This window comes from Peptoniphilus sp. BV3AC2 (assembly GCF_000478945.1).
GTDB classification, from domain to species: domain Bacteria; phylum Bacillota; class Clostridia; order Tissierellales; family Peptoniphilaceae; genus Peptoniphilus_B; species Peptoniphilus_B duerdenii.
In genome coordinates, this window is sequence record NZ_AWXD01000026.1 from 178,206 (window position 1) to 198,745 (window position 20,540).

Genomic DNA, 20,540 nt, shown 5'->3' on the forward strand with positions numbered 1-20,540 from the left:
AGGGACAGCCAAAGACTGTCCCATATTAAATAATTAATTGTGATCAATATTGAATAAAACTTGTGCAACTTGCGCTCTAGTAAATGGTGATTTTGGTGCAAATTTACCATCACTCATTCCATTTACAACACCAAGTTTTGCCATTTCTTTTACAGCTTCTTTTGCCCAGGATTCAATTTTTCCATCATCCTTGAAACCATTGCTATTTCCCTTAGCATTTAGACTCTTATTAGAAACCTTCAAGAATTTACTCATTATAACAGCCATTTCTTCTCTAGTAAGTTCTTTGTCCGGTGCGAATCTACCTTGACCAACTCCAGAAACTATACCCATCTTATTCGCCCATGCGATATAAGAACTGTAGTACATACTAGACTTAACGTCATTGAAGTTTTGTGCACTGTAAATACTTGTATTTACATTTAGCATCCTGCCAAGTACGGTTACAAATTGACCTCTTGTAATAGGTTTATTTGGAGAAAATGATGTTTCACTTGTTCCATAGAAATATCCTTTATTAACTACATAATCTATTGCAACTTTTGCCCAATGACCATTAGTATCTCTAAATTGTGCAGGATTATTTAATTTATTTTTAATATTTTTCTTTTCTTCTATCTTTTTATTTTCATCATCTTTTTTATCTAGTTCAATCTTTTTATGTGGAGCTTCTCCAAATAAATATTTTCCTGCTCCATTCTTTGTTTCTTTAGCTCCACCCCAGGAGAACATAAGAATTGCGTCTTGATCTGATGGCATGGCACTAACTTTAAATGACACTCTTTGACTAGTGACCTTTGAGTTGATTGTCCAAGAGAATGTTCCATTTGCTCCCCTAGATGCTGCAAACTTAGATCCTCCATCGTAGATATATAAACTATCAACACCAGCTGTCTTATCTCCAATAGTTAACTTTCCGAATTGAACAGTATAAGTGAACCTACCATTGTTTTCTTCAACAGTTGCTCTTGGATTTATGACCTTATTAGCCATAGATTCTCCACCACTTGGTTTTTGAACACTTACTGGCACTTCGTAAAGTATATGACCCTTCTTCTTAGCAACTAAGTTTGATTTTGCTTTGGATAGATTTCTTAGAGCATTATCAACTTGATCTTGAGTAGAATTAGAAGAATTATAAACATCTTTTGCATCACTAAGAGCATTTTTAAATACTCTCATGTTAAAATCATATTCAAAATCATCTTCTTTTATACGATTACATTCTGCAATTAGATTTCCTAAATCAACTTTATTTACTTTTTTCTTCAAGTTGTTCATAGCAAGTTCAAGTCTATTCTTAGCTGCATTTACATCATCTTGCTTAGCATTAGAATCTTTGTTGATTCTATTTGCATTTTTTAATGCTTCTTTAAAGGCTACAACACTGTCATCTGTATATTGGATTGTTGATATTTTGTTAGCTTTACTTATTAAATCTTGTAAACCTGATTTATCAACTTGATTTGGAGCCGGTGTTTGCTTCTTCTTAAGACCATTTATTGCATTTTCTAAGTTAGTTTTTGCTGTGTCTACTTCCGCTTGTTTTGCATCTGTCTTATTTAGGATGTTTTTAGCTTCATTTAATTTAGTCTTAAGATTGTTGAAGGAATCTTCCGTAAATTCTTGAGCATTCTTCGCTTCTGCTTCTTTAATTTTTGCTCTTAATTCATCTTTATTAGCTATTTCTACTTGAGGATTAGTTTTATTTTCAACTAAAGCATTCTTAGCTTGTTTTAATTGTTCTAGTACTCTATTTACATCTGTGTCCTTAGCATTGTCATCTAATAAAACTTGATTTGCAGCATCCAAAGCTGTTAATAAATTGGTCTTGGATTCTTGAGTATATTTTCCTAAATCCATGCCTGCAATTTCTGCAACTAAATTTCTTAATTGAGACTTATCAATTTGAGGCTTGCTTTCTTCTTGACTACCTTCAACTAAAGTTTTGTTAGCAAAATCAGCATTTATATAAGCCTCAACTTTCATAGGCATTTTATTAACTTTTATTCCAACTAGAATATTTTCGATAGAATCTGTATCTTTATGGCTTACATCTATTAAATATTCAGCTGGTCTATTTCCTTCTGGTGAAAGAACAGATTCTCCAATTTCAGTATCATCTGCTTTACTAACAGACAATTTTTCTATATATGCATCCAAAGTTGGAGATACTTGTAATTTTATTCTAAGTTTTTTAACATCTCCATTAACTTCAAGAGTAGCTGTTTCTACAAGAGTATCTCCACCCATTGGTAAATTTTCACCATTTGTTCTTATAAATTTAACAGGCACTTTATATATAGCTTTTTCAACCTTTGCTTCTGGTGCTTTTGAATTATTAAAGGATTCTATTGCATTATTAAGGTCATCAAGAGCTTTTGTTATATCTTCTTGAGTAATTGCTGCATTCATCTTGGCTTTAGCAATATTAACTGCTGCTTCAAGATTTGAAATAGCATCTTCTGATTTACCTTCTTTAGATAGTCCTTCTGCCTCTCTTATCTTTTCTTGTAGTGCATCTTTATTTAATTTAACTTCATCTTCACTATTATTAAATTCACTAATTGCTGAATCAAGTTTAGCAATAGCTGCTTCTAGTGCTTCTTTACTATTAATGGAATCTTTTGAACTTTCTATTTCAGAAATTGCTTTTTGGAGTTTATCGAAAGCTTCTTGTTTTTTATTAGCCTTTTGAATTTTTTTAGCTTCAGCTAATTTCTTGTCTAAAGAAGACTTGTCAAGAACTTCTTCTCCTTCGTTTTTCTTTGATTTAGCAATTAGTTTGTCAATCTTTGAAGTTAATTCTGCTCTCTTATCTCCTGCTCTAGTTCCCTTACTATCGTGATCTTTGATATAGGATTTAGCTTCATTTATAGCTGCTTGTAAAGAACCTTTTTCTTCAGCTTTGACTTTATTATTCTTAATCATTTCTTCAGCTTCAGAAATCTTATTATTAAGTTCTGTCATATCATATCTTAAAAGATCAGAAATATTTTTAATTCCCTTATCTAATTCTTTAATTTTTTCTACATCACTTTCTACTTTAAGAGCGGATTTTGTGTTTTCTATAAGTTCCTTAACTTTCTTTAAGGATTCAGGAGTATATTTTTTTGATTCTGTATCAGATTTTAGATTATACTCTGCTTGTACGATTTCTGTTTTTATAAGATTGTTTGCTATAACAATAGCTTCTGCTGCCTTAGCTAAATTTTCATAAGCTTTTTTAACATCATCTTGACTAGATGCTCCATTTTTTTCAACAGCTTTTGCCTTGTTGATTTCTTCTTGCATCTTATTCTTTAGGGCATCGCTTATTCCTTCTAGGCTTGTTGTTGGATTTAAGGATTCAATCAATTCAATTAGTTGTCCCTTGTCAACATTGTATTCATTTTTGTTAAATCCTTCCACGATAGAATTCCAATCTATTCTCAATCTAGCATCTGGGTTATGTTCGCCAGCTCCTTGCCCATTTCCCATTAAATCAGCATAGTACCTAAGATTTAACTTTATATCTCTTTGACCTTCAGTAACAGGAATTCTAACAAGAGTTGGCGAATTAACTTCACGAGTTCCTACAGTAATTTTTTCGGACTTAATAACTTCAGCCAATTTCATTTGTCCATTATCATCGTACTTAACTTCTGTAACTGCCCCAAAAACTCTTGGAAGATTTTGTTGACGATTTTCTGCACTTCTTTGTGGCATATTTGGGAAGTTCATCATAGGTACAAACTTCATTTCTACATAATCTCTTCCATTAATTTTGGAAAGCTTAGCCTTATTCCAAAGAACGTCTTTAGCCATAGATTCTTTTTCTTCCTTGGCATTCATAAGTTTTATATTAACTGTTCTTAAATCACTTTCTGATGCATCAATTTCATCGTCTGAATTTTCAAAATCTTTTATCGCTTTTTCTAAAGCATTTTTTGCATTATCTATTGTTTCTTGGCTTTCACTCTTTAAAGCTCCCTTAGCCTTATTTATTTCATCAATTAATTTTTGGAAGTTTTCTTGTGATTTTTTATTCTTGTTTATTTTTTCAGCCTTACTTATTACGGCTTGTAGTTCGTCAACGCTAATTTCTGGAGAATTCTTAAATTTATTTATAGCATCTGCTAGTTTATCTTTTGCCTTGTTGATTTCTGTTTGATTTTCTGAAAATTGTTTAGTCTTAGCATCTTCAATTGCATCTTTTAATTCTTGGAAAGCTAGCTTAGATTTTTTTCCTTTTTCTAATTTTTCAGCTTCTTCAATCTTTGCTAATAACTCATCTCTATTAACTTTTTCATCACTTTTAGCTTTTAGATTTTTAATATCGCTTTCTAATCTTCCACACCAGTAGTCATAAATAGCAATATCTAAATTTAAGCCACTATTTTCTTCTACAAAATTTCCTTCAAATGGTTTTAGATTACTTTCCTTATATTTTTTTAAGTCAGGACTCTTTGTCATATCAGTTAAAAAGGCTTTTGCACTCTTATATACCTTGTATTTAACTATTCCATTTGGTCCCTTGTAAATTAATTCTTTTTCTTTATAACCATTAAGAGTTTCATCTAATGCCTTTAAAGAATTAGAGCTATACTTATCTTTTTCTTTTAACTTTGCTTCTGCATCATTTACTAGACCTTGAAGTTTTGCAGGGCTTAATCTCAACTTATCATAAATTCTATTTATTTCTGTCCTAGCCTTGTTTACTTCTTCAAGAGTCATTGGCTTGTCTGCTTTTAAATTGTTTAATATTTGTTTAGCTTCATTAATAGATTCAGTTGTAAATTTACCAGTTGCTTCGTACTTACTTATACTATCTTCAAACTCAAGTGCATTTTTAAAATCAACCCATGGTTCAATTGCTCTAGCGTAAGTGCTTAATTCTTTAATTTTTGCCTTAGCATCCTCTGCTTTTATATTTGTGTTTTCGTCAACTGTACCTACCTTATTTAGTAAGTCTTCAATTGTATTTTTAATATTTACTGTTTTTTCTTCTTGTGGTGTAGGATTATTTTTTTGATCCTTAGTTAGTATCTCATCATTTCCCCTAACTATATTTTTATTGATTAGTAATTTTTCTGGTAAAATTCCTTTTACTTTATTGTAGTCTTCTCTTAGGTAGTCAACCCTAACTTTTAATAAATTTTTAATTTCTGCAAGTTCTTCCTTAGTTGTCTTTCTCCTTGAATTTTTAACATAAATCCAAATAGAGTCATGTTCCATTTTATCCTTTTTGCTGCTACCAGAATCATAAACATCAGCTGTTACAACTATTTTTTCATCCTTATCAATGTCAAATGGTATTTCAAATTCCTTTGGAACAAATCCTACTTCTTGATTTCCTTGTGGATTTAGAATAGTCATTTCTTCCTTTTTATTTGGAATGGAATCGAGGATTCCCTTGATTGCAGATTGAATATCTTTCACGTAAGACTTTACCATATTTCCTTCCATTTCAGGTGTTGCTAAAAACTTGATTTTCTTATTAACTGGATCGTAAATGGCTTTTGGAGAAATATATTTTTCCATATAAGTTTTTTCATTTGAGTTTTGATTTTTACATTCAAAGCTAACTTCATATGGTTCCTTTGAAAACTCTTCTTTTTCCTCAGCTTCTCCAGAAATAAGTTTTTTATTGTTTAGGTCTAAAGAAATCTGTATATTATTTAAGTCTTCAACCCCCATCATGCTTGCATTATAGTACTTTGTACTAATATATATAGAATTACTAAAAACACTTGGACCATGTATAGCTACTTCTTTAATAATATCTTGATTATCTTCTTTTCCGTCTGTGGAAATTATTTCTCCTTTTTTCGGATTAAAGTTTTCATCACTAAAAGATACGCCACAAACAAAGTTGTTATTAACCTTTTTAAATCCTAATATGAACTTCTTTTCCTTTGGATAGTATTTAACTTTTGTATCAAGTAAAGGTCTTAAATTAGCATTGCTTACATCTGTAACTTGAACTTCGTAAACTTCTTCCTTTTCTTTATTGTTTCCATTTTCTTCATTAATTGCAGGAGGTGTCATGCCTGGTTTTGCTTGAAGTCCATCAATCGCCTTTTGTAGTTCGGATAAATAAGTTAAAGTCTCATCAATAGAAGGTGTAGACAATTTGTTTCTTTCAATCCATTCATTTGCCTTTCCCTTAGCTGTTAACAGTTCCCCATAAGTTACATCTGTATAATATTTAGAATCGTACTTTTCAGCTAGTTTAACAAGTTTTTCTAGTTTTTCTGTGTTGTACTTTAGTGTTCCGTTATTACTTGCTGTTTCGATTTTTTTAATTGCTGAAACAATGTCAACGAGTTCTTTATCAGCAGCTGTTCTTTCAAGCTCATCTAAATATTCTCTATATTTATCAATACTTTCTTTAGTATATTTTTCACTTGTATAGAAACCACTGTCAAGACTATCTCTAGCTTCAGCAATTTTCATATTTAAGATTTCAAGAAGTGTAAAGATATTTTCTGTTTCATAAATAGGTAAAGCATATTTTAACGCCTCAGTCATAGAAGGCTTATCAGAATTTCTAAGTTCTTGTAACTTATTAATACTTTCTTTTATCTTTGCTGCCCTTTCTTGGTCTTTTGGTGCATCAGCATCTAGTGTTGAAGATAAAAGTATTTCTCCTCTTTTGATCCAATACTTAATCCTTCTTTTTGTCTTTTCGCCATATAGCTTTGTATTGTCATTTGTCTTTTTTAAATTTTTATAATTAATGTCTATTCCAAATGGACCCGTCCTTTTTTCTGTACCCGTAATATCAACATATGTCATATTTTCAACTACAAGTCTTGATCCATTTAATTCTGCTGGTATAGGTATAGCAATTAATCTTTTTTGATTTACATCATTTGTTGCGCTTTCTAATGAAGCAATAATGTCTTTGCCTGCAACTTTATTAATAAGCATTGATTTAATATTAGATACCTTATTTTTATTTGCAACAAATAACAGCTCTAGTTCATTTCCCCACTTTGTTAGTTCACCTTCACCTAAAAGATCTGTTATTTCTGGAATATCTTCTCCCGTCATTTGATACTTATTTTGATTTCCATCTCCGTTGCTCAAAAATTGTACCTTGACAGCTTTGAAGTTATTTTTAAGACTATAATCTCCATCTTCTTGAAGGCTGTTGTCACTTGATATTGCATATAATGCAAGCACATCGTCTAGTTGATTTAGTAAATATTGTGCAGTGTCTTCATCCACAGAATTTGCAATTTCTTTTATTCTTGACGCTAAGGAATAAATTGCGTACCATGGAGTCGATTCGATGGTATATTCATTTAAAATCTGAGAATCTTTTGGATCATTTTCTTCATAATCTTCCAAGCCAATTCCTGGTCTATAGTCTGTTGGATTTTTATCGCTTAGGTAGTTTGTTCCCAGCAAGTGCTTTAAAACGTCTTTATTCTTTAATATTTCATCAGCCTTCTTTATAATTTCTTTCTTTGTTGTATCTTTAGCTGGTGTAAAAGCAAAAACTGGTTGTGCACTTCCTAACATTGTTATTATTGATAAGCCTAAGGCTACCTTCTTGTGTAAGCTAATAATGTTTAGCTTTTCTTTTTTATTGTTCATTTTATCATTCCTTTCTGATAATTTATTTATATTAAAAATCTTTTTTTTGATTTTTAAGCTATTTGATTTATTTTATCCGCAAAATAGTTTGCTGCTTCTTCTAGTTCTTCTTCTGTTGCTTTTCTAGATTCAAGACCTGTTTGTATCATTTTATCTTTAATCTTCTTTGGTACTATCACTCCTTTTATTCCTTTTAATTTTTCTATCATCTTTGGGTCTACTAGACCAGGGCATATGTATTGACCCAGTGATTCTTTTCCTCTTAGTAAACCTTCTAAATTCTTAATGACTTTTCTTCCATGTTCTGAGTCGGGCATGGCGCCTAGTGTTGCAAATAGTCCCAACTTTTTATTTTTTATTTTTTCTAAATATTTACGGGTTTGTGTTTCTAAGGTTCCCCTATCTACCCATCCTCCCAAGAGGACAAAGTCATAACTTTCTATGTCTGGTGAATCTCTTACGTTTTTGATCGTCATTTCATATTTATCTTTCAAGGCTTCATATATTTTTTCTGCCATCCTTTTTGTGTTGTCTGTCTTTGATGAATAAATTATTATTCCTTTCATTATTCCTCCTTTATTCTTCAGCCAATACATACTTTCTATCTTCTATATCTATGATTTTTAATTTTGTATCGTAAATTTTACTTATTTTTTCTCCAGTAAGCACTTCTTTTGCTTTTCCTTGAAATTCAATTTTTCCTTTCATCATTCCTACTATTGTGTCCGAATATTCTATGGACTGGTTGATGTCGTGAAGTACCATGATTATTGTTTTTCCAAGATTTCTATTTAAATCTTTTACTAGTTTTAAAATTTCTACTTGATACTTTATGTCTAGATATGTTGTAGGCTCATCTAGTAGTAATATTTCACTATCCTGAGCTATTGCCATTGCTATCCAAGCTCTTTGAACCTGGCCTCCCGATAGAGAGTTTACTTTTTCATTTCTTATTTTTTCTAGACCGCATACTTCTATCGCCTGTTCTATCTTGTCCTTGTCATCTTTACTTGGCTTTTGCATAAATCCAAGATACGGGTTTCTCCCATATGAGACTAATTCTTCTACTCTTATATCTCCAGAGATTTGATTCTTTTGTCTAACTATGGCTACCTTCTTGGCAAATTCTTTTCTCTCTATATTTTTTATATTTTTGCCATCTAAGGTTATCAGTCCCATCTTTGGTTTTTCTACTCTTGTTATTAATTTAAATAGTGTTGATTTGCCGCAGCCGTTTGCACCGAGTAATGTCGTTATTTTTCCCTTTTCAATTTTTAAATTTAAATCTTTTATTACCATATTTTTTCCATAGGAGAAAAATAGATGTTTAATTTCCATAATTTTTCCCTCCTATTTTTAGTAGTGTTATAAAGAATATTCCGCCCACCACTGTCATGACTACCGAAGGGTTTATTTCGTATGGATAGGCTATTATTCTACCTAATGTATCTGATAATAGTAATGTTATAGCGCCTAGTATCATTGAATATGGTATGAGTCTCTTGTGGTTTGAGCCTAAGATTATTCTTGATATATGGGGCACTACCAATCCCAAGAAGCCTATTACTCCTACTATTGCTGTGGAGACTGACGCCAAAATTATTGCTATCAGTGCCAATATAAATCTGTCTCTGTTTACATTGACGCCTAAGGACTTTGCTGTTTGGTCTTCTAATTGAAGGAGGTTTGCAGTTCTTATTGTGAATATTGATATGACAAGGAAGACTATTCCATAGACTGCCATTATCTTCACATCTGCCCAGGTTTTTTGTGCTACATTTCCTTCGATAATCGACTGTACATTGGTTAAATTTCCACCCATCATGGATTTAATGGCTTCGTTTATTCCCATAAGTGTCATGTTAAGTGCGACACCGACTAGAATTAGTTTTATAGGGTTTGATCCTCCATTCCATGCAAGTGAATATATTAGAATATATGCAAGGAGTCCTCCTAAAACTGAAAATGCTGGAGTTAAATAATAAAGTTTTGGAAATAGTATCATTACTAGACTTGCAGATAGACTCGCCGCCGAGGAGATACCGATTATTCCTGGATCTGTCAGTGGATTTTGCATAACAGCTTGGAGAAGTACTCCCGATGTGGCTAAGGCTGCTCCTGCTAGTATTGCAATTATTATCCTTGGAAATCTCAAATCGTATATTGTTGCTACATCTGCATCGTATTCTATAAATAGTCCTCTTAATAGCTTGCTAAAAGTCATTTCTATGGAACCTGTCTTGGCAGAATAGAGTGTAAGAGCTAGCAATATGATTATTGATACTGTATAAATGAAAACTACTCTACTTTTTTTCATTGGAATTTTCTCCTATACCTGCGCTTTGTTTATCATTGTTTTTATAGAATAGGTCTTCTAAATCATCTAGCGCTTCTTTGTAGTTAAACTTTGCGCTCATTCCGAATTTTTTATAATCTAAATCATATACTTTGTTTTCTTTGACGGCTCTAAAATGTTTCCAGATATCATTTTCAGCAAAATCTTTTTTAAACATTTCCTTTACATCATCTGGCATTGCATGGGCAGTTCGAAGAATCATATCCGGATCCTTTTTAAGCATGTCCTCTGTGTTAATTGTGATAAATTGTTGGTCCGTTCCTTCATATACATTTTCTGCACCTGCTAATTTAATAAGGCTACCCGCATATGAATTTTCTGTTGCAACTACATATGAGCCAGGAAGTCCCATAAGCACCAATACTTTTGGTGCTTTTTTATCCTTGTGTTTTGCCTTGTAGTCTTCCATAAATTTTTTGTAGTCTTCTATAAGTTCTTTGGCTTCTTTTTTTCTATCGAGAAGGTTGCCCAAATCTTCAATGGACTTATACATCCCATCTATATTGTTTAAATTTAAAAAGCCATAGTCTAAGTTTGCCGCTTTGTACTTAGGAAGTAGGTCAGATATTAATGATACTGGCGAGAATACATAGTCTGGATGTAGTTGTTTTAATTTTTCTATGTCCGGTGTCATCGCCATTCCTACTTTGGGTACGTCCTTGTATCTTTCTGGAATATTTTCTATATCAGAATCAGGAACTGCTACTAAGTCTATGTTTAATTTTTCCATTATGTCGACTGTTGCAATTGAGGTTGCAGCTATTCTTAACTGTCCTTTTTGGGAGTTTGTACTTTGTTTTTGGTCTACGCATGATGTAAGTATTAATAATGCCAATAGCATGGCTAGGAGTTTTTTATTCTTCATAGTTTTCACTCCTTTTTTGATTTAATTCCTCTTCAACTTTTGCTTTATAAATAAATGATAGAATTGCCATAATCAAAAGAGCCGAAGTCATAATAACGAGTAGTCCTACTAGACCATAGATGCACGCCATTGTTATCTTGCCGGGCTTTGTTATTTGTTTTGTTTCTTCTTCGATGTCTTCTGAGTAAAATAATTTTTTTATAATTTCAGAATCTTTCGTTAAAAGTCCATGGGAATAACCGAGGTCTCCTGCTGATAGTTTTGAATTTACGACATGTTGTTCTATCTTTTCTCCCTCAGTCTGTGGACCGAGCACCTGTCCGACTTGACTATTATTTTCTACCGGTTTTAAACCTTTTAAGTTTGGCATTGTAGATTGATTGGCACTCGCTTCTTTAGGCGGAACATTGTTTATTTGAGTTTCTTGATTAGCTTCCACCTTTTCATTAGTCCCACCTGCTGAAGATGAATTTACATTTTCAAGTGTCGCAAAATCTGTATTTCCTTCCACAAAATCCGAAATTTTAAAGTAAAATATTACATCTCTACCCATTGGAGCTACATATAGTGATGTTCTAACTACTACATTTTTACTTGGAATTTCAAATCTATAATCTCTTGTTTCTTCTGTCTGTCCCGTTATTTCAGCCGATACAGAATAGAAGTCTTGGTCTCCGTAATTTTGAACTGCAAAAGTTTCGTTCTTTATATAGTTTGCAAGGTTGTATCTAACAGTTAAAAATATTCTTCCGTCGTCTGTGGTTTCTACAAGAGCTTGTGGTGAAACTACATTTTCTGTCATACCTTGGCCTATACCAGGATTGTTACCTGGATCTTCTATAACGCCTGAAACCGGATGACTATAATACGGTGTTGTCTTAGCGATTTCTTGTGTATAAGCGTACACATTACTTACTATTGAAATTCCTATTATTAGACTTAGGATAAAAGCTGTCATTTTATTTCTCATCTTTTCTAAGTCCTCCTATAAATAGTATTTCTTCTCTCATATCTCGAATTGCGTCAAAATTTTTTCTAATGAAATATATTGAAAGAATATTAAACGTCAAAAAAACCATTAATATGAATATTATGAGTCCACTGTATTCTCTCTCTTGTATTGTGTCAGCTTTATTATTTTGGTTTTGAGTTTTATTTTCTTTATTTGCTAAATCCATCTGTTTTTGTAATGAACTGGACGCATTCGACTGTGGATTTGATAGCTTAATATTATTTGTATTTTCAGTATTAACTGTTGTTCTATTTGTTTTATTGCCTATCGGTTTTGGTTTTGTCTTTTTAACAGTTTTTAAAAATTTCTCCGCCTTTTCATTCTTCTTTTCTATTGGCAATTTGTTCTCTGATGATTCGGTATTTGCATTTGGAACCAAAGCATCACCACTCTTAACCAATACATATACGCCAGGATTTTTAACCTTTGCTTTTACGTGGTCCTTGTCAAAAGTAAATTCTAGTTTCTTTTTTTCTCCATTGGTAAAATCATACAAAGCCAAATTATCCTCTTTTGTAAATTTTAAAAGAGGAAGTCTAAGCTCCATTTCTTTTTTTGGAATTATCTTCTTCCTTTTGTCTTGTATTTTCTTATCTTCTTCCTTAATCTCATCTAAAGGTCCAAGAAATTCAATTTTAAATATATTTACCTGATCTAATTTATCGAAATCTTTAGAATATTCTTCCGCATTTTTTCCGGATAGCTTATTGCCATAGAAAGAAAACTCTTCATCAAAAGTTCCTGGTTCATAATTTACAATTAAACTTTTATTTTCAGCTTCTCCAGAAGATGAACTATCAAACTCGGGCTTTTTAGGTCCTGTTTCGAATTTTTTTTATGAGTTCTGCCTGATTTTTATCTATTTTTTCAATAGAATCATAGTCAAGTTTTATCCTTGCTCTTATGGGCTCGTCTCCCATTGGACCCACTTTTGGATCTACATATACATTTATAAGTTCACGAACATTTTCTAATTTAATTCTAAATACTGTTGGTCGCTTCTCATTTTCATTTGGGATTTCCATTTCATAATCTCCACCTTCACCTGGATAGAAATTTCCATCGTTCTTTTGAAAAAAAATACTTACAAGAGAAGCTGTAATATTTAAATAATCCATTTTTTCGGTGCCTATGTATAAGTATTTCTCACTATCTTTAACTTCTAATTCTGCTACTTGCACCATTGCTTTATTTCCCATGCTTTCTTTATCCTCATGAGCATGCCATAATTTAACATGTATTTTGTAGTAGCCATCTTCTAAATTAATTAAATTTTCTTTGTTAGTTTTAATATTGCTTTCTTCGCAATAGTTTTTATTTGGAATAAGCAACAGCAATAAAAGTATGTATATTAAAATTTTATTTTTAATTTTAAAAACCTCCTTGTCATGATGATAAACTATATCAATATCATATAACTTATTTTTATTTTTTCTATGGTTTGTTGCAATAAAAAAAAGTTAACCTGCGTTAACTTTTTTATGCTTTCAATTAATGTTATTGATAATGTTTTCTATTTAATCCTTTTTTGTTTATTTTCTAACAATTGTTATATTTTATATTCATCATAATTTTGATATTAATATAGGTTAACAGAAAATACAAAATTTGCTTTCCCTATATGGGCTGCAAATCCTATTTGAGTTTTTATTTTTAAATTTACAGATGTTTGCAGGATTCCGCTACCTAAATTGTTCCAAAATTTTATAATTTTTAAAGGAATTCTAAACATTCCTTCCTTTACATCTATGGTATGTTCTCCATGTTCATCTTCATACAACAAAAATATAGGCATAGATTTTTTCTTAAATCCATTTTGTATTTTTTCTATCATCTTGGTCTTTAAACATAGATACTCTTCATCTTCTACTATTATTTCTACTTCTTTTTCAAATCCCATCATTGCCATGGAATTTTCTACAAATGAATTTTTATTATTTTCGCTGACTTTATAAACTGTCAGGTATATATCACTAGAAGTATTGGAATATACTTTTAGCAGTTCTTCATTTTTTACCTTCTTTTTTAATTTCTCAATCTTTTTTATATGGGATGAATAATCTTTTATTATTTCTCTTATGTTTTCTAAATGAATGAGTTCATCTGATACTTTTAAAACTGCTTCATCATCCATCTTTAGTGTATATCTTAATATTGTTTTGGAATCTTCCAGTATTTCATTGTATTCATTTGCAAATTTTTCTCCTATCATCGTCAAATGAAAATCGTTAGTATCTTTATAAAGAAGTCCTAGTACCAACATCCTGTCCATTATTTTTTTTGCGTTTACTTTTGAACAATCAAAGTACTTACTTGCATCGGTTATCGTTCTTTTTCTCGGATTGTTATTTAAAAATAATAGATACTCAATTTGCATCTTAGTTAATTTCATCTCTGTCATTATGAGTTGATGCTCCTTTGCATATTAATTACTTTATCACATATTCTAAGTGTACTCTTCCTATGAGAAGATATAAAGATAGTCTTATCATCTTTTTCTTCGTATAGGGACTTTAAGATTATTCCTTCGTTATATGCGTCGATATTCGCTGTCGGTTCATCTAAAATATATAGTTTTGAATCTCTTAAAAACATCCTAGCAAGGGCAAGTCTTTGTATCTGTCCTGTTGAAAGTAGTGCCTTATCCTTTACTATTTCTGTGTCAAATCCATGATCTAAAGACATGATAAAATCATAGATATTTGCTTTTTTTGTTGCTTCTATTAAATCAATTTCTGTTGCACTTTCATTTGCCACCAAAAGATTTTCTCTTATTGTCCCTTTGAATAAATGGCTCTCCTGTGCCACATATGAAATATTATCCCTAAGGTTTCGACTATTTATATCTTTTAAATTTATTTCGTTTAAGGAAATACTTCCTTTTATAGGATCGAAAAATCTCATTATTAGTTTAAGAACCGTAGATTTTCCACATCCACTCTTGCCTTCTAAGCCTACAACTTGATTTAATCTAGAGGATAAATTAAAGTCTTTTATTAATTCTGTGTCATCGTATGAAAATTCCACATCTGTAAGATCAATTTTTTCATAACTAACTTCATTTTTATTTGTAACTTCATCTACTGCAGGAGCTTCTCTTAAAAGTGACATAACTCTTTTGCCACAAGCAAAGGTTAAAACCAAGTTATTACCAAGTGATGCAAGTGCTGATGTAGGGCCAAAGGATGAAATAAATATGGCTATTGGAAATATTAAGTTTAAAAAATTCACTTCTCCTGCCATGTAAAGTCTTGCTCCAACTAATATGAAAACTATATTCGCTATAAGAATTATAGTTGAAGATGTGGCAAAATTATTTCCCATATTGTTTGATAGTTTCTTAGAAGATCTATTTAAATCTCTGGTCAAACTATCCACTTCCTCCATTCTTTCATCTTGCATAGAAAAGTTTATTACTTCTTTAATCCCTTTTAAACTTTCAAGAATCGAAAGATTTAGATTTGATAAATTTTTTCTTTGATCATCTCCTAGTCTTTCGCCAATTTTTTGAGTTAGTGTAGGTATAATTATACCGAGAACAATATGAAATACCAACAGGCATAGCGCATACTTCCAATGAATTTTATATAGAATTATAAAAAATATTAGAGTGTGGAAAAACGCAATTAAAACTGGTGATATCGTATGTGCATAGAACACTTCTAAAAGCTCAATATCTGCTGTTATTATAGAGATGAGCTGACCTTTATTCTTCGTATCCATCTTTGCAGGGCAGAGTCTTCTAAGACTTTTGAAAACCAAATCTCTTATTATTGCCAAAGTTTTAAAAGCTACATAGTGGTTAAAAAGCTGCTCCGTATATTTGAATAAGGACCTTAAAATCGCAAGTGTTATTAAAATAATTAAAACCGTTTTTAGATTTATTATTTCTCCTATATAGATCTTTCCAAAATAATATGCCCCAAGACCAGGTATCAAAGTTGCAAAAACATGTCCTAGTAGCCCGAATGATACAGCAAAAATCATCTGTAAACTAAGAGGCTTTACAAGATTTAAAAGATCTATTAATAATTCTTTTCTCTCTCTTAAATTTTTCATTTGACACCCCACATTTCTAAATCCATCTGTGAATTATAAAGATTTCCAAAGTTTTCCTTTTCCTTCATCTCTACAAAACTTCCTTCTTCTATTACTTTTCTATTTTTAAGGAAGTATATATAGTCCGCGCTTTCTGTATTTCTAAGTCTGTGAGTTATTAGCACTATGGTCATATCTTTTTTTAATTTAGATAAAATATCTAGAATAATTTCTTCAGATTCTATATCTATATTTGATATAGCCTCATCAAGTATCAAGACTTTTGGCTTTCTAAGTAGTGCTCTAGCAATAGAAATTCTCTGTTTTTGACCACCAGATAAGTTGTTACCTTGACTTTCTATAATTGTATCCAGACCATCTTGATTTTCAAAATATTCATATAATCCAACAATTTTTAAATTATCCATAAGTTCTTCATCACTTGCAGTAGGATTTGCAAAAAGCAGATTATATCTTAAACTGTTGCTGAAAATAAATGGATTGTTGTCAATCATACAGATATTTTCTATTATACTGTCAGATTTTATATCGTTCTTACCATTATAAAAAATATTTTTTCCACTACTTCCTAGCATGCCGCAGATCAATTTAGCGATTGTGGATTTTCCGCAGCCACTCTTACCAACTAAACAGGTTATTTCATTTTCTTTGCATGTAAGATTTATATTCTCTAACACTTTTTCCTTATCATAAGAAAAATCTAGATTTTTAAGTTCGATATTAACCCTATCTTCATCTATTACTTGTGAACCGTCCACAGGCTCTTCTATTTCTAAAACTTCAAATAAAGTTGTAGCAGCAGATATCCCATTCATCGCAACGTGGAACAATGCTCCTAGTCTTCTTAAAGGATTGAAAAATTCTTGAGATAGAAGAATAAATACAAAACCTGTAAATATGGAAATTTGTCCCATAGAAAAATATTTTAGAGTCATGTAGATTACAGTTGCACTTCCAGTATATGAGACTAGGTCCATAACAGTTATATTGTTTAGCTGAACCATGAGAAGTTTCATAGTCTTAACTCGGAAATCCTCAGCCATCTCATTTAATTTATCATTGTACTTTTCATCCGCATTGAAAATCTTTAAAGTGGTAAGTCCGTATAGAAAATCTATAAACACTTCACCTAGGTTTGCATAGGACTTCCAATAAGATTTAACCACCCTCTTAGCTAACTTCTGCACCATAAAAATTGCTATTGGAATAAATGGCAAGAATACAAGTCCTACAAGAGCAATCTTTAAATTTACAAAGGACATAATTATAAATAACATAATTGGTCCTATTAGAGAGAATACAAGCTGTGGTAGCAGCTCTCCATAGAAGATATTTAGTTGCTCTATTCCTTCTACACTGAGATTTATAACTTCTGATATAGAAATCTTTTCTCCATATTCCATTTTAAATCCATAGACCTTTTTGAAAAGTCGCTGTCGAAGTGATTTCTTGATTCTATTAGAAATCTTATGTGAAATATAAAAGTTATACTTTATAATAATTATTTTTATAAGAATAATTGCGAAAATTTGAAATATAAACCCTTTAACTAAATAATTTCCCTTTACAATTTCATTTAAGAAATTCCCAATTGAAAATATAAGAGCTATATTAGTAAATAGCTCAAAAACCTTGAGTAATATCAAAATTAATAACGAGTTTTTTTCTCTACCGATTTCTCTCAAAAGATTTTTATTCAGCATTTTCTACCTCCGGCACAGTCTTAATCTTAGCGAAAAAGTATATGTAGTGAAAAATTAATACTAATACAAGACAAATCCTCGCGTGGGATATTTTAACTACATAAAAAGATATTGCTATAAAAAATGTAATCATCGACAAAATTTTTACCTTTTTCTTCATAGTTAAACCTTTCTTTTCTTTTATAGGTTCTATATTGTTCTTGTAAATATTGGTTGAGATAAACCATTTGTGGAATCTTTCCGATCCTTTTGCAAAACAAGCAGTTGCTAAAAGTAAAAAAGGAGTTGCAGGTAAAAGTGGTAGGTAAATCCCAACTATTCCTATTCCTAAAAATATAAATCCTAAAATTAAAAATATGTACTTCAATACTACCTCCTGATAATTAATATTATTAATATGTTTTATACTATCAAAGTATATTTTTTATGTAAAGTATTTTGATATTAATTATTATTCAATATAAAAGTAAATTTTTTAAATTCTCTGTAAATTTAGCGGTTTTATAAAATTTTTCTAGTTAACTCAGGTTAACTAAAGTTTAATTTTTATTAGTAATTATATTATTTTTTTGATGCTATCTGGATAGCATTTAAATTTATTTTATTTAACGAGGATCTTTAAGCCTATTAAACTCATATCTTATTTAGAATTTAAAATAATTATTACCATGATACGTATAGCGTGATAATAATTATTAATTATATTTTACTTTCTTCAATTCTTTCAAAAATCAGAACCACTGGTTTAACCGGTTTTTTATGCGGTCAAAAGGAATCTTTAATATCCGTGACTTAATGGCGCCGATTGTTTGCAATTTACAATTTCTATTTTCTAATCCTAAAAGTTTTGTATTAAAAAAACCCCTCCATCCTTTTTTTGGATTTTGGGGTTCATATCAAAGACTATTGTCTTATTTATTTTCATTCGTATCTTTGTTCATCGAGTCATCTCTTTTTTCTTTAAATTCTTTGTAAATTTCTTCAAGTTGGTCTATATAGGCATTACTTGTCATAGCACCCTTACATTCTTCGTAGCAATATACAAAGAATTTTTCTATTTCTTCATGGACTGACTGATCTGATACATAATAGATCATAAATATACTTGATAAAATTGCCTTAGCTACTTCAGGATCATCTTTTCCATAGTGAAGAATTTGATTGTAAGACAAACTTAGTTCTTCTTTTGCTGAATAGTTATTATATATTATCTTACTATTTTCATCTTCTTTTAATATTTGGTAAAAATTTTTAGACGAAAATAGTTTCCCTAGCAAAATACCTATTTTATTAATAGACTCTGAAGCTGTGTTTGGATCGTTTATCCCTGGACTAAGGGCTCTTAAAGCAATTTCTACAATATTTGTAATTTCATGGTGGTAGTCTCTTGTGTCATTTTTTCTTACATTGATAATAATGTTGTCTGATATTTTTTTTAAAAGTTTTTCTTTTTCTTCTTTGTCAATATCTAATTTTTCTAAGACATTCAAATCTCCTATATACATGTTTTCTAAGACATAGTCTCCTATTCTCTTATTGATAATTATCTCATACTTTGAGTCTTCAATGATATTTATCATTTTGTCTGCATTAATACTGTATAGGTAACCAGACTTGTTAGCATAAATTTTATAAGACTCCCACTTATCAATAGAAAATCTTTCTGCTACTCGTCTCCTTTCAGATTCTTTTTCTATAAGACTCAACGCATTTGTATATAAGTTTTCAATTACATTGCCTACTTTAATGTCTTTCAAGACTCTTTTTACAAAGAGGATAAAGGATATCATAGTAGCAATTGCATAAAATATTCCAATTGTCCCAGAAATTAATGGCTGTTCACTTTCTATATTTTGAATCATAAATAATGAAAGAACCGTATAGAAAAAACCTCCGATGAATACTCCAAAAAGACTTAAGACATTTGGTTTATCTATAAAGTCTTGAACTATCCTAGGAGTAAATGAATCAGAATATTTGTTTAAGACTGTTAAAATTGTTGTAAATGTAAAAGTTGATACAGTTAAAAATGTTCCAGTTAAGTTAGATAAAAATGATGATGTAACTTCTGGAGACAGTAGCAATATATTAGGTAATTTTAATTTTAAATCTGGGTTTTTGTAGTCAAAAAACCAAGTTATAAGCAAAAGAATAAAAGATAAGAAAATATATCTTGTAATTCTAATAATATTTCTATTGTTATCATATAGAACTTTTAATTTTTCAATCATTTGTCACCTACTAATCTACTAATATTTATTGTTATTGTTATTGTTATTCTTATTATACGTTTAAGAAAATATAATTTCAATTTTTAAAGACTTTTTAAATCCATAAAAAAAATCTTAGCAATGATTAAATCGCTAAGATCTTTTAATTTTAATATAATTTTGCTCCCGCTGGTATGTTTTTGTTTAGCATTATAAGATTTAACATCTCTTCTCCATCATACTCGCAGATTGCTGATAGGAGCATACCTTCTGATTCTATGCCCATCATCTTACGTGGTGGTAGGTTTGTGATAGCTAGTAGAGTCTTGCCAACTAAAGATTCTGCGCTATAGTATTCTTTTATTCCTGAAAGAATTGTTCTATCTTTACCGGATCCATCGTCTAATGTAAATTTCAATAGTTTTTTAGATTTTGGCACTTCTTCACAAGCCTTAACTTTTACAACTCTGAAATCTGATTTTGAAAATGTTTCGAAGTCTACACAGTCTTCGAATAATGGTTCGACCTTAACCTTTGATAGATCGATCTTTATTGTTTCTGTCTCTGGTTCTAGGATTTCTTGTCCTTCTGCATCTTTACTTGCTTCCAATGGCTTCATGGTTGGGAAAATCCCCTCTACCTTAGATAATTGTCTAAATCTCTATAAAAGTCTATTTTATGGTACTTCTCCATTTACGACAATTTGCTAACTCTCTATAAGTGCCTATAGATTTCTAGCAAATTGTCG

General features: G+C 30.7%; 13 protein-coding genes and 1 pseudogene. All 14 read right to left on the bottom strand.

Features of this window, described 5'->3' with window-relative positions:
• Positions 1–33 precede the first annotated feature (33 nt).
• Positions 34–7,587, bottom strand: coding sequence for an S-layer homology domain-containing protein (locus HMPREF1252_RS09810; RefSeq protein ID WP_023059898.1), 7,554 nt, complete (start codon positions 7,585–7,587; stop codon positions 34–36).
• 53 nt (positions 7,588–7,640) lie between these two features.
• Complete coding sequence (locus HMPREF1252_RS06535) at positions 7,641–8,153, bottom strand: flavodoxin family protein (RefSeq protein ID WP_023059779.1); 513 nt, start codon at positions 8,151–8,153, stop codon at positions 7,641–7,643.
• A gap of 10 nt (positions 8,154–8,163) precedes the next feature.
• Positions 8,164–8,925 carry an ABC transporter ATP-binding protein gene (locus HMPREF1252_RS06540; RefSeq protein WP_023059893.1) on the bottom strand — a complete coding sequence of 254 codons (762 nt, stop codon included), beginning with the start codon at positions 8,923–8,925 and terminating at the stop codon, positions 8,164–8,166.
• Complete coding sequence (locus tag HMPREF1252_RS06545; protein ID WP_023059806.1) at positions 8,915–9,904, bottom strand: iron ABC transporter permease; 990 nt, start codon at positions 9,902–9,904, stop codon at positions 8,915–8,917. The genes HMPREF1252_RS06540 and HMPREF1252_RS06545 overlap by 11 nt, the downstream gene beginning before the upstream one ends.
• Positions 9,891–10,808 carry a heme ABC transporter substrate-binding protein IsdE gene (gene isdE, locus HMPREF1252_RS06550; protein WP_023059826.1) on the bottom strand — a complete coding sequence of 306 codons (918 nt, stop codon included), beginning with the start codon at positions 10,806–10,808 and terminating at the stop codon, positions 9,891–9,893. Before isdE ends, HMPREF1252_RS06545 begins: the two co-directional genes overlap by 14 nt.
• Positions 10,798–11,778 (bottom strand): heme-binding Shp domain-containing protein, encoded by a 981-nt coding sequence (locus tag HMPREF1252_RS06555; protein WP_023059905.1) that lies wholly within the window; start codon positions 11,776–11,778, stop codon positions 10,798–10,800. Before HMPREF1252_RS06555 ends, isdE begins: the two co-directional genes overlap by 11 nt.
• A complete protein-coding gene (locus HMPREF1252_RS09920) occupies positions 11,768–12,322 on the bottom strand; it encodes a hypothetical protein (RefSeq protein WP_238318192.1) in 555 nt (184 codons plus the stop codon). The genes HMPREF1252_RS06555 and HMPREF1252_RS09920 overlap by 11 nt, the downstream gene beginning before the upstream one ends.
• 310 nt (positions 12,323–12,632) lie before the next feature.
• Complete coding sequence (locus HMPREF1252_RS09925; protein WP_369756369.1) at positions 12,633–13,157, bottom strand: NEAT domain-containing protein; 525 nt, start codon at positions 13,155–13,157, stop codon at positions 12,633–12,635.
• A 242-nt stretch (positions 13,158–13,399) separates the two neighbouring features.
• Positions 13,400–14,221, bottom strand: coding sequence for a MarR family transcriptional regulator (locus HMPREF1252_RS06565; protein ID WP_023059879.1), 822 nt, complete (start codon positions 14,219–14,221; stop codon positions 13,400–13,402).
• Positions 14,221–15,879, bottom strand: a complete 1,659-nt coding sequence (locus tag HMPREF1252_RS06570; protein ID WP_023059756.1) for an ABC transporter ATP-binding protein — start codon at positions 15,877–15,879, stop codon at positions 14,221–14,223. Before HMPREF1252_RS06570 ends, HMPREF1252_RS06565 begins: the two co-directional genes overlap by 1 nt.
• On the bottom strand, positions 15,876–17,582 hold the full coding sequence (locus tag HMPREF1252_RS06575; RefSeq protein WP_023059798.1) for an ABC transporter ATP-binding protein/permease: 1,707 nt from the start codon (positions 17,580–17,582) through the stop codon (positions 15,876–15,878). The genes HMPREF1252_RS06570 and HMPREF1252_RS06575 overlap by 4 nt, the downstream gene beginning before the upstream one ends.
• On the bottom strand, positions 17,572–17,949 hold the full coding sequence (locus tag HMPREF1252_RS06580; RefSeq protein WP_023059906.1) for a YbaN family protein: 378 nt from the start codon (positions 17,947–17,949) through the stop codon (positions 17,572–17,574). The genes HMPREF1252_RS06575 and HMPREF1252_RS06580 overlap by 11 nt, the downstream gene beginning before the upstream one ends.
• Before the next feature lie 544 nt (positions 17,950–18,493).
• Positions 18,494–19,813 carry a DUF2254 domain-containing protein gene (locus HMPREF1252_RS06585; RefSeq protein ID WP_023059892.1) on the bottom strand — a complete coding sequence of 440 codons (1,320 nt, stop codon included), beginning with the start codon at positions 19,811–19,813 and terminating at the stop codon, positions 18,494–18,496.
• Positions 19,814–19,961: 148 nt separating this feature from the next.
• Positions 19,962–20,348: pseudogene (locus HMPREF1252_RS06590) on the bottom strand (methionine--tRNA ligase subunit beta); the annotation flags it as partial.
• Positions 20,349–20,540: the final 192 nt, after the last annotated feature.

Excerpts from the sequence above, each read along its gene's own strand:
- HMPREF1252_RS06545 (WP_023059806.1), bottom strand. The coding sequence starts at position 9,904 with ATGAAAAAAAGTAGAGTAGTTTTCATTTATACAGTATCAATAATCATA.
- HMPREF1252_RS06575 (WP_023059798.1), bottom strand. The coding sequence starts at position 17,582 with ATGCTGAATAAAAATCTTTTGAGAGAAATCGGTAGAGAAAAAAACTCG.
- HMPREF1252_RS06540 (WP_023059893.1), bottom strand. The coding sequence starts at position 8,925 with ATGGAAATTAAACATCTATTTTTCTCCTATGGAAAAAATATGGTAATA.
- HMPREF1252_RS06570 (WP_023059756.1), bottom strand. The coding sequence starts at position 15,879 with ATGAAAAATTTAAGAGAGAGAAAAGAATTATTAATAGATCTTTTAAAT.
- HMPREF1252_RS06555 (WP_023059905.1), bottom strand. The coding sequence starts at position 11,778 with ATGAGAAATAAAATGACAGCTTTTATCCTAAGTCTAATAATAGGAATT.
- HMPREF1252_RS09810 (WP_023059898.1), bottom strand. The coding sequence starts at position 7,587 with ATGAACAATAAAAAAGAAAAGCTAAACATTATTAGCTTACACAAGAAG.
- HMPREF1252_RS06585 (WP_023059892.1), bottom strand. The coding sequence starts at position 19,813 with ATGATTGAAAAATTAAAAGTTCTATATGATAACAATAGAAATATTATT.
- isdE (WP_023059826.1), bottom strand. The coding sequence starts at position 10,808 with ATGAAGAATAAAAAACTCCTAGCCATGCTATTGGCATTATTAATACTT.
- HMPREF1252_RS06565 (WP_023059879.1), bottom strand. The coding sequence starts at position 14,221 with ATGACAGAGATGAAATTAACTAAGATGCAAATTGAGTATCTATTATTT.
- HMPREF1252_RS06535 (WP_023059779.1), bottom strand. The coding sequence starts at position 8,153 with ATGAAAGGAATAATAATTTATTCATCAAAGACAGACAACACAAAAAGG.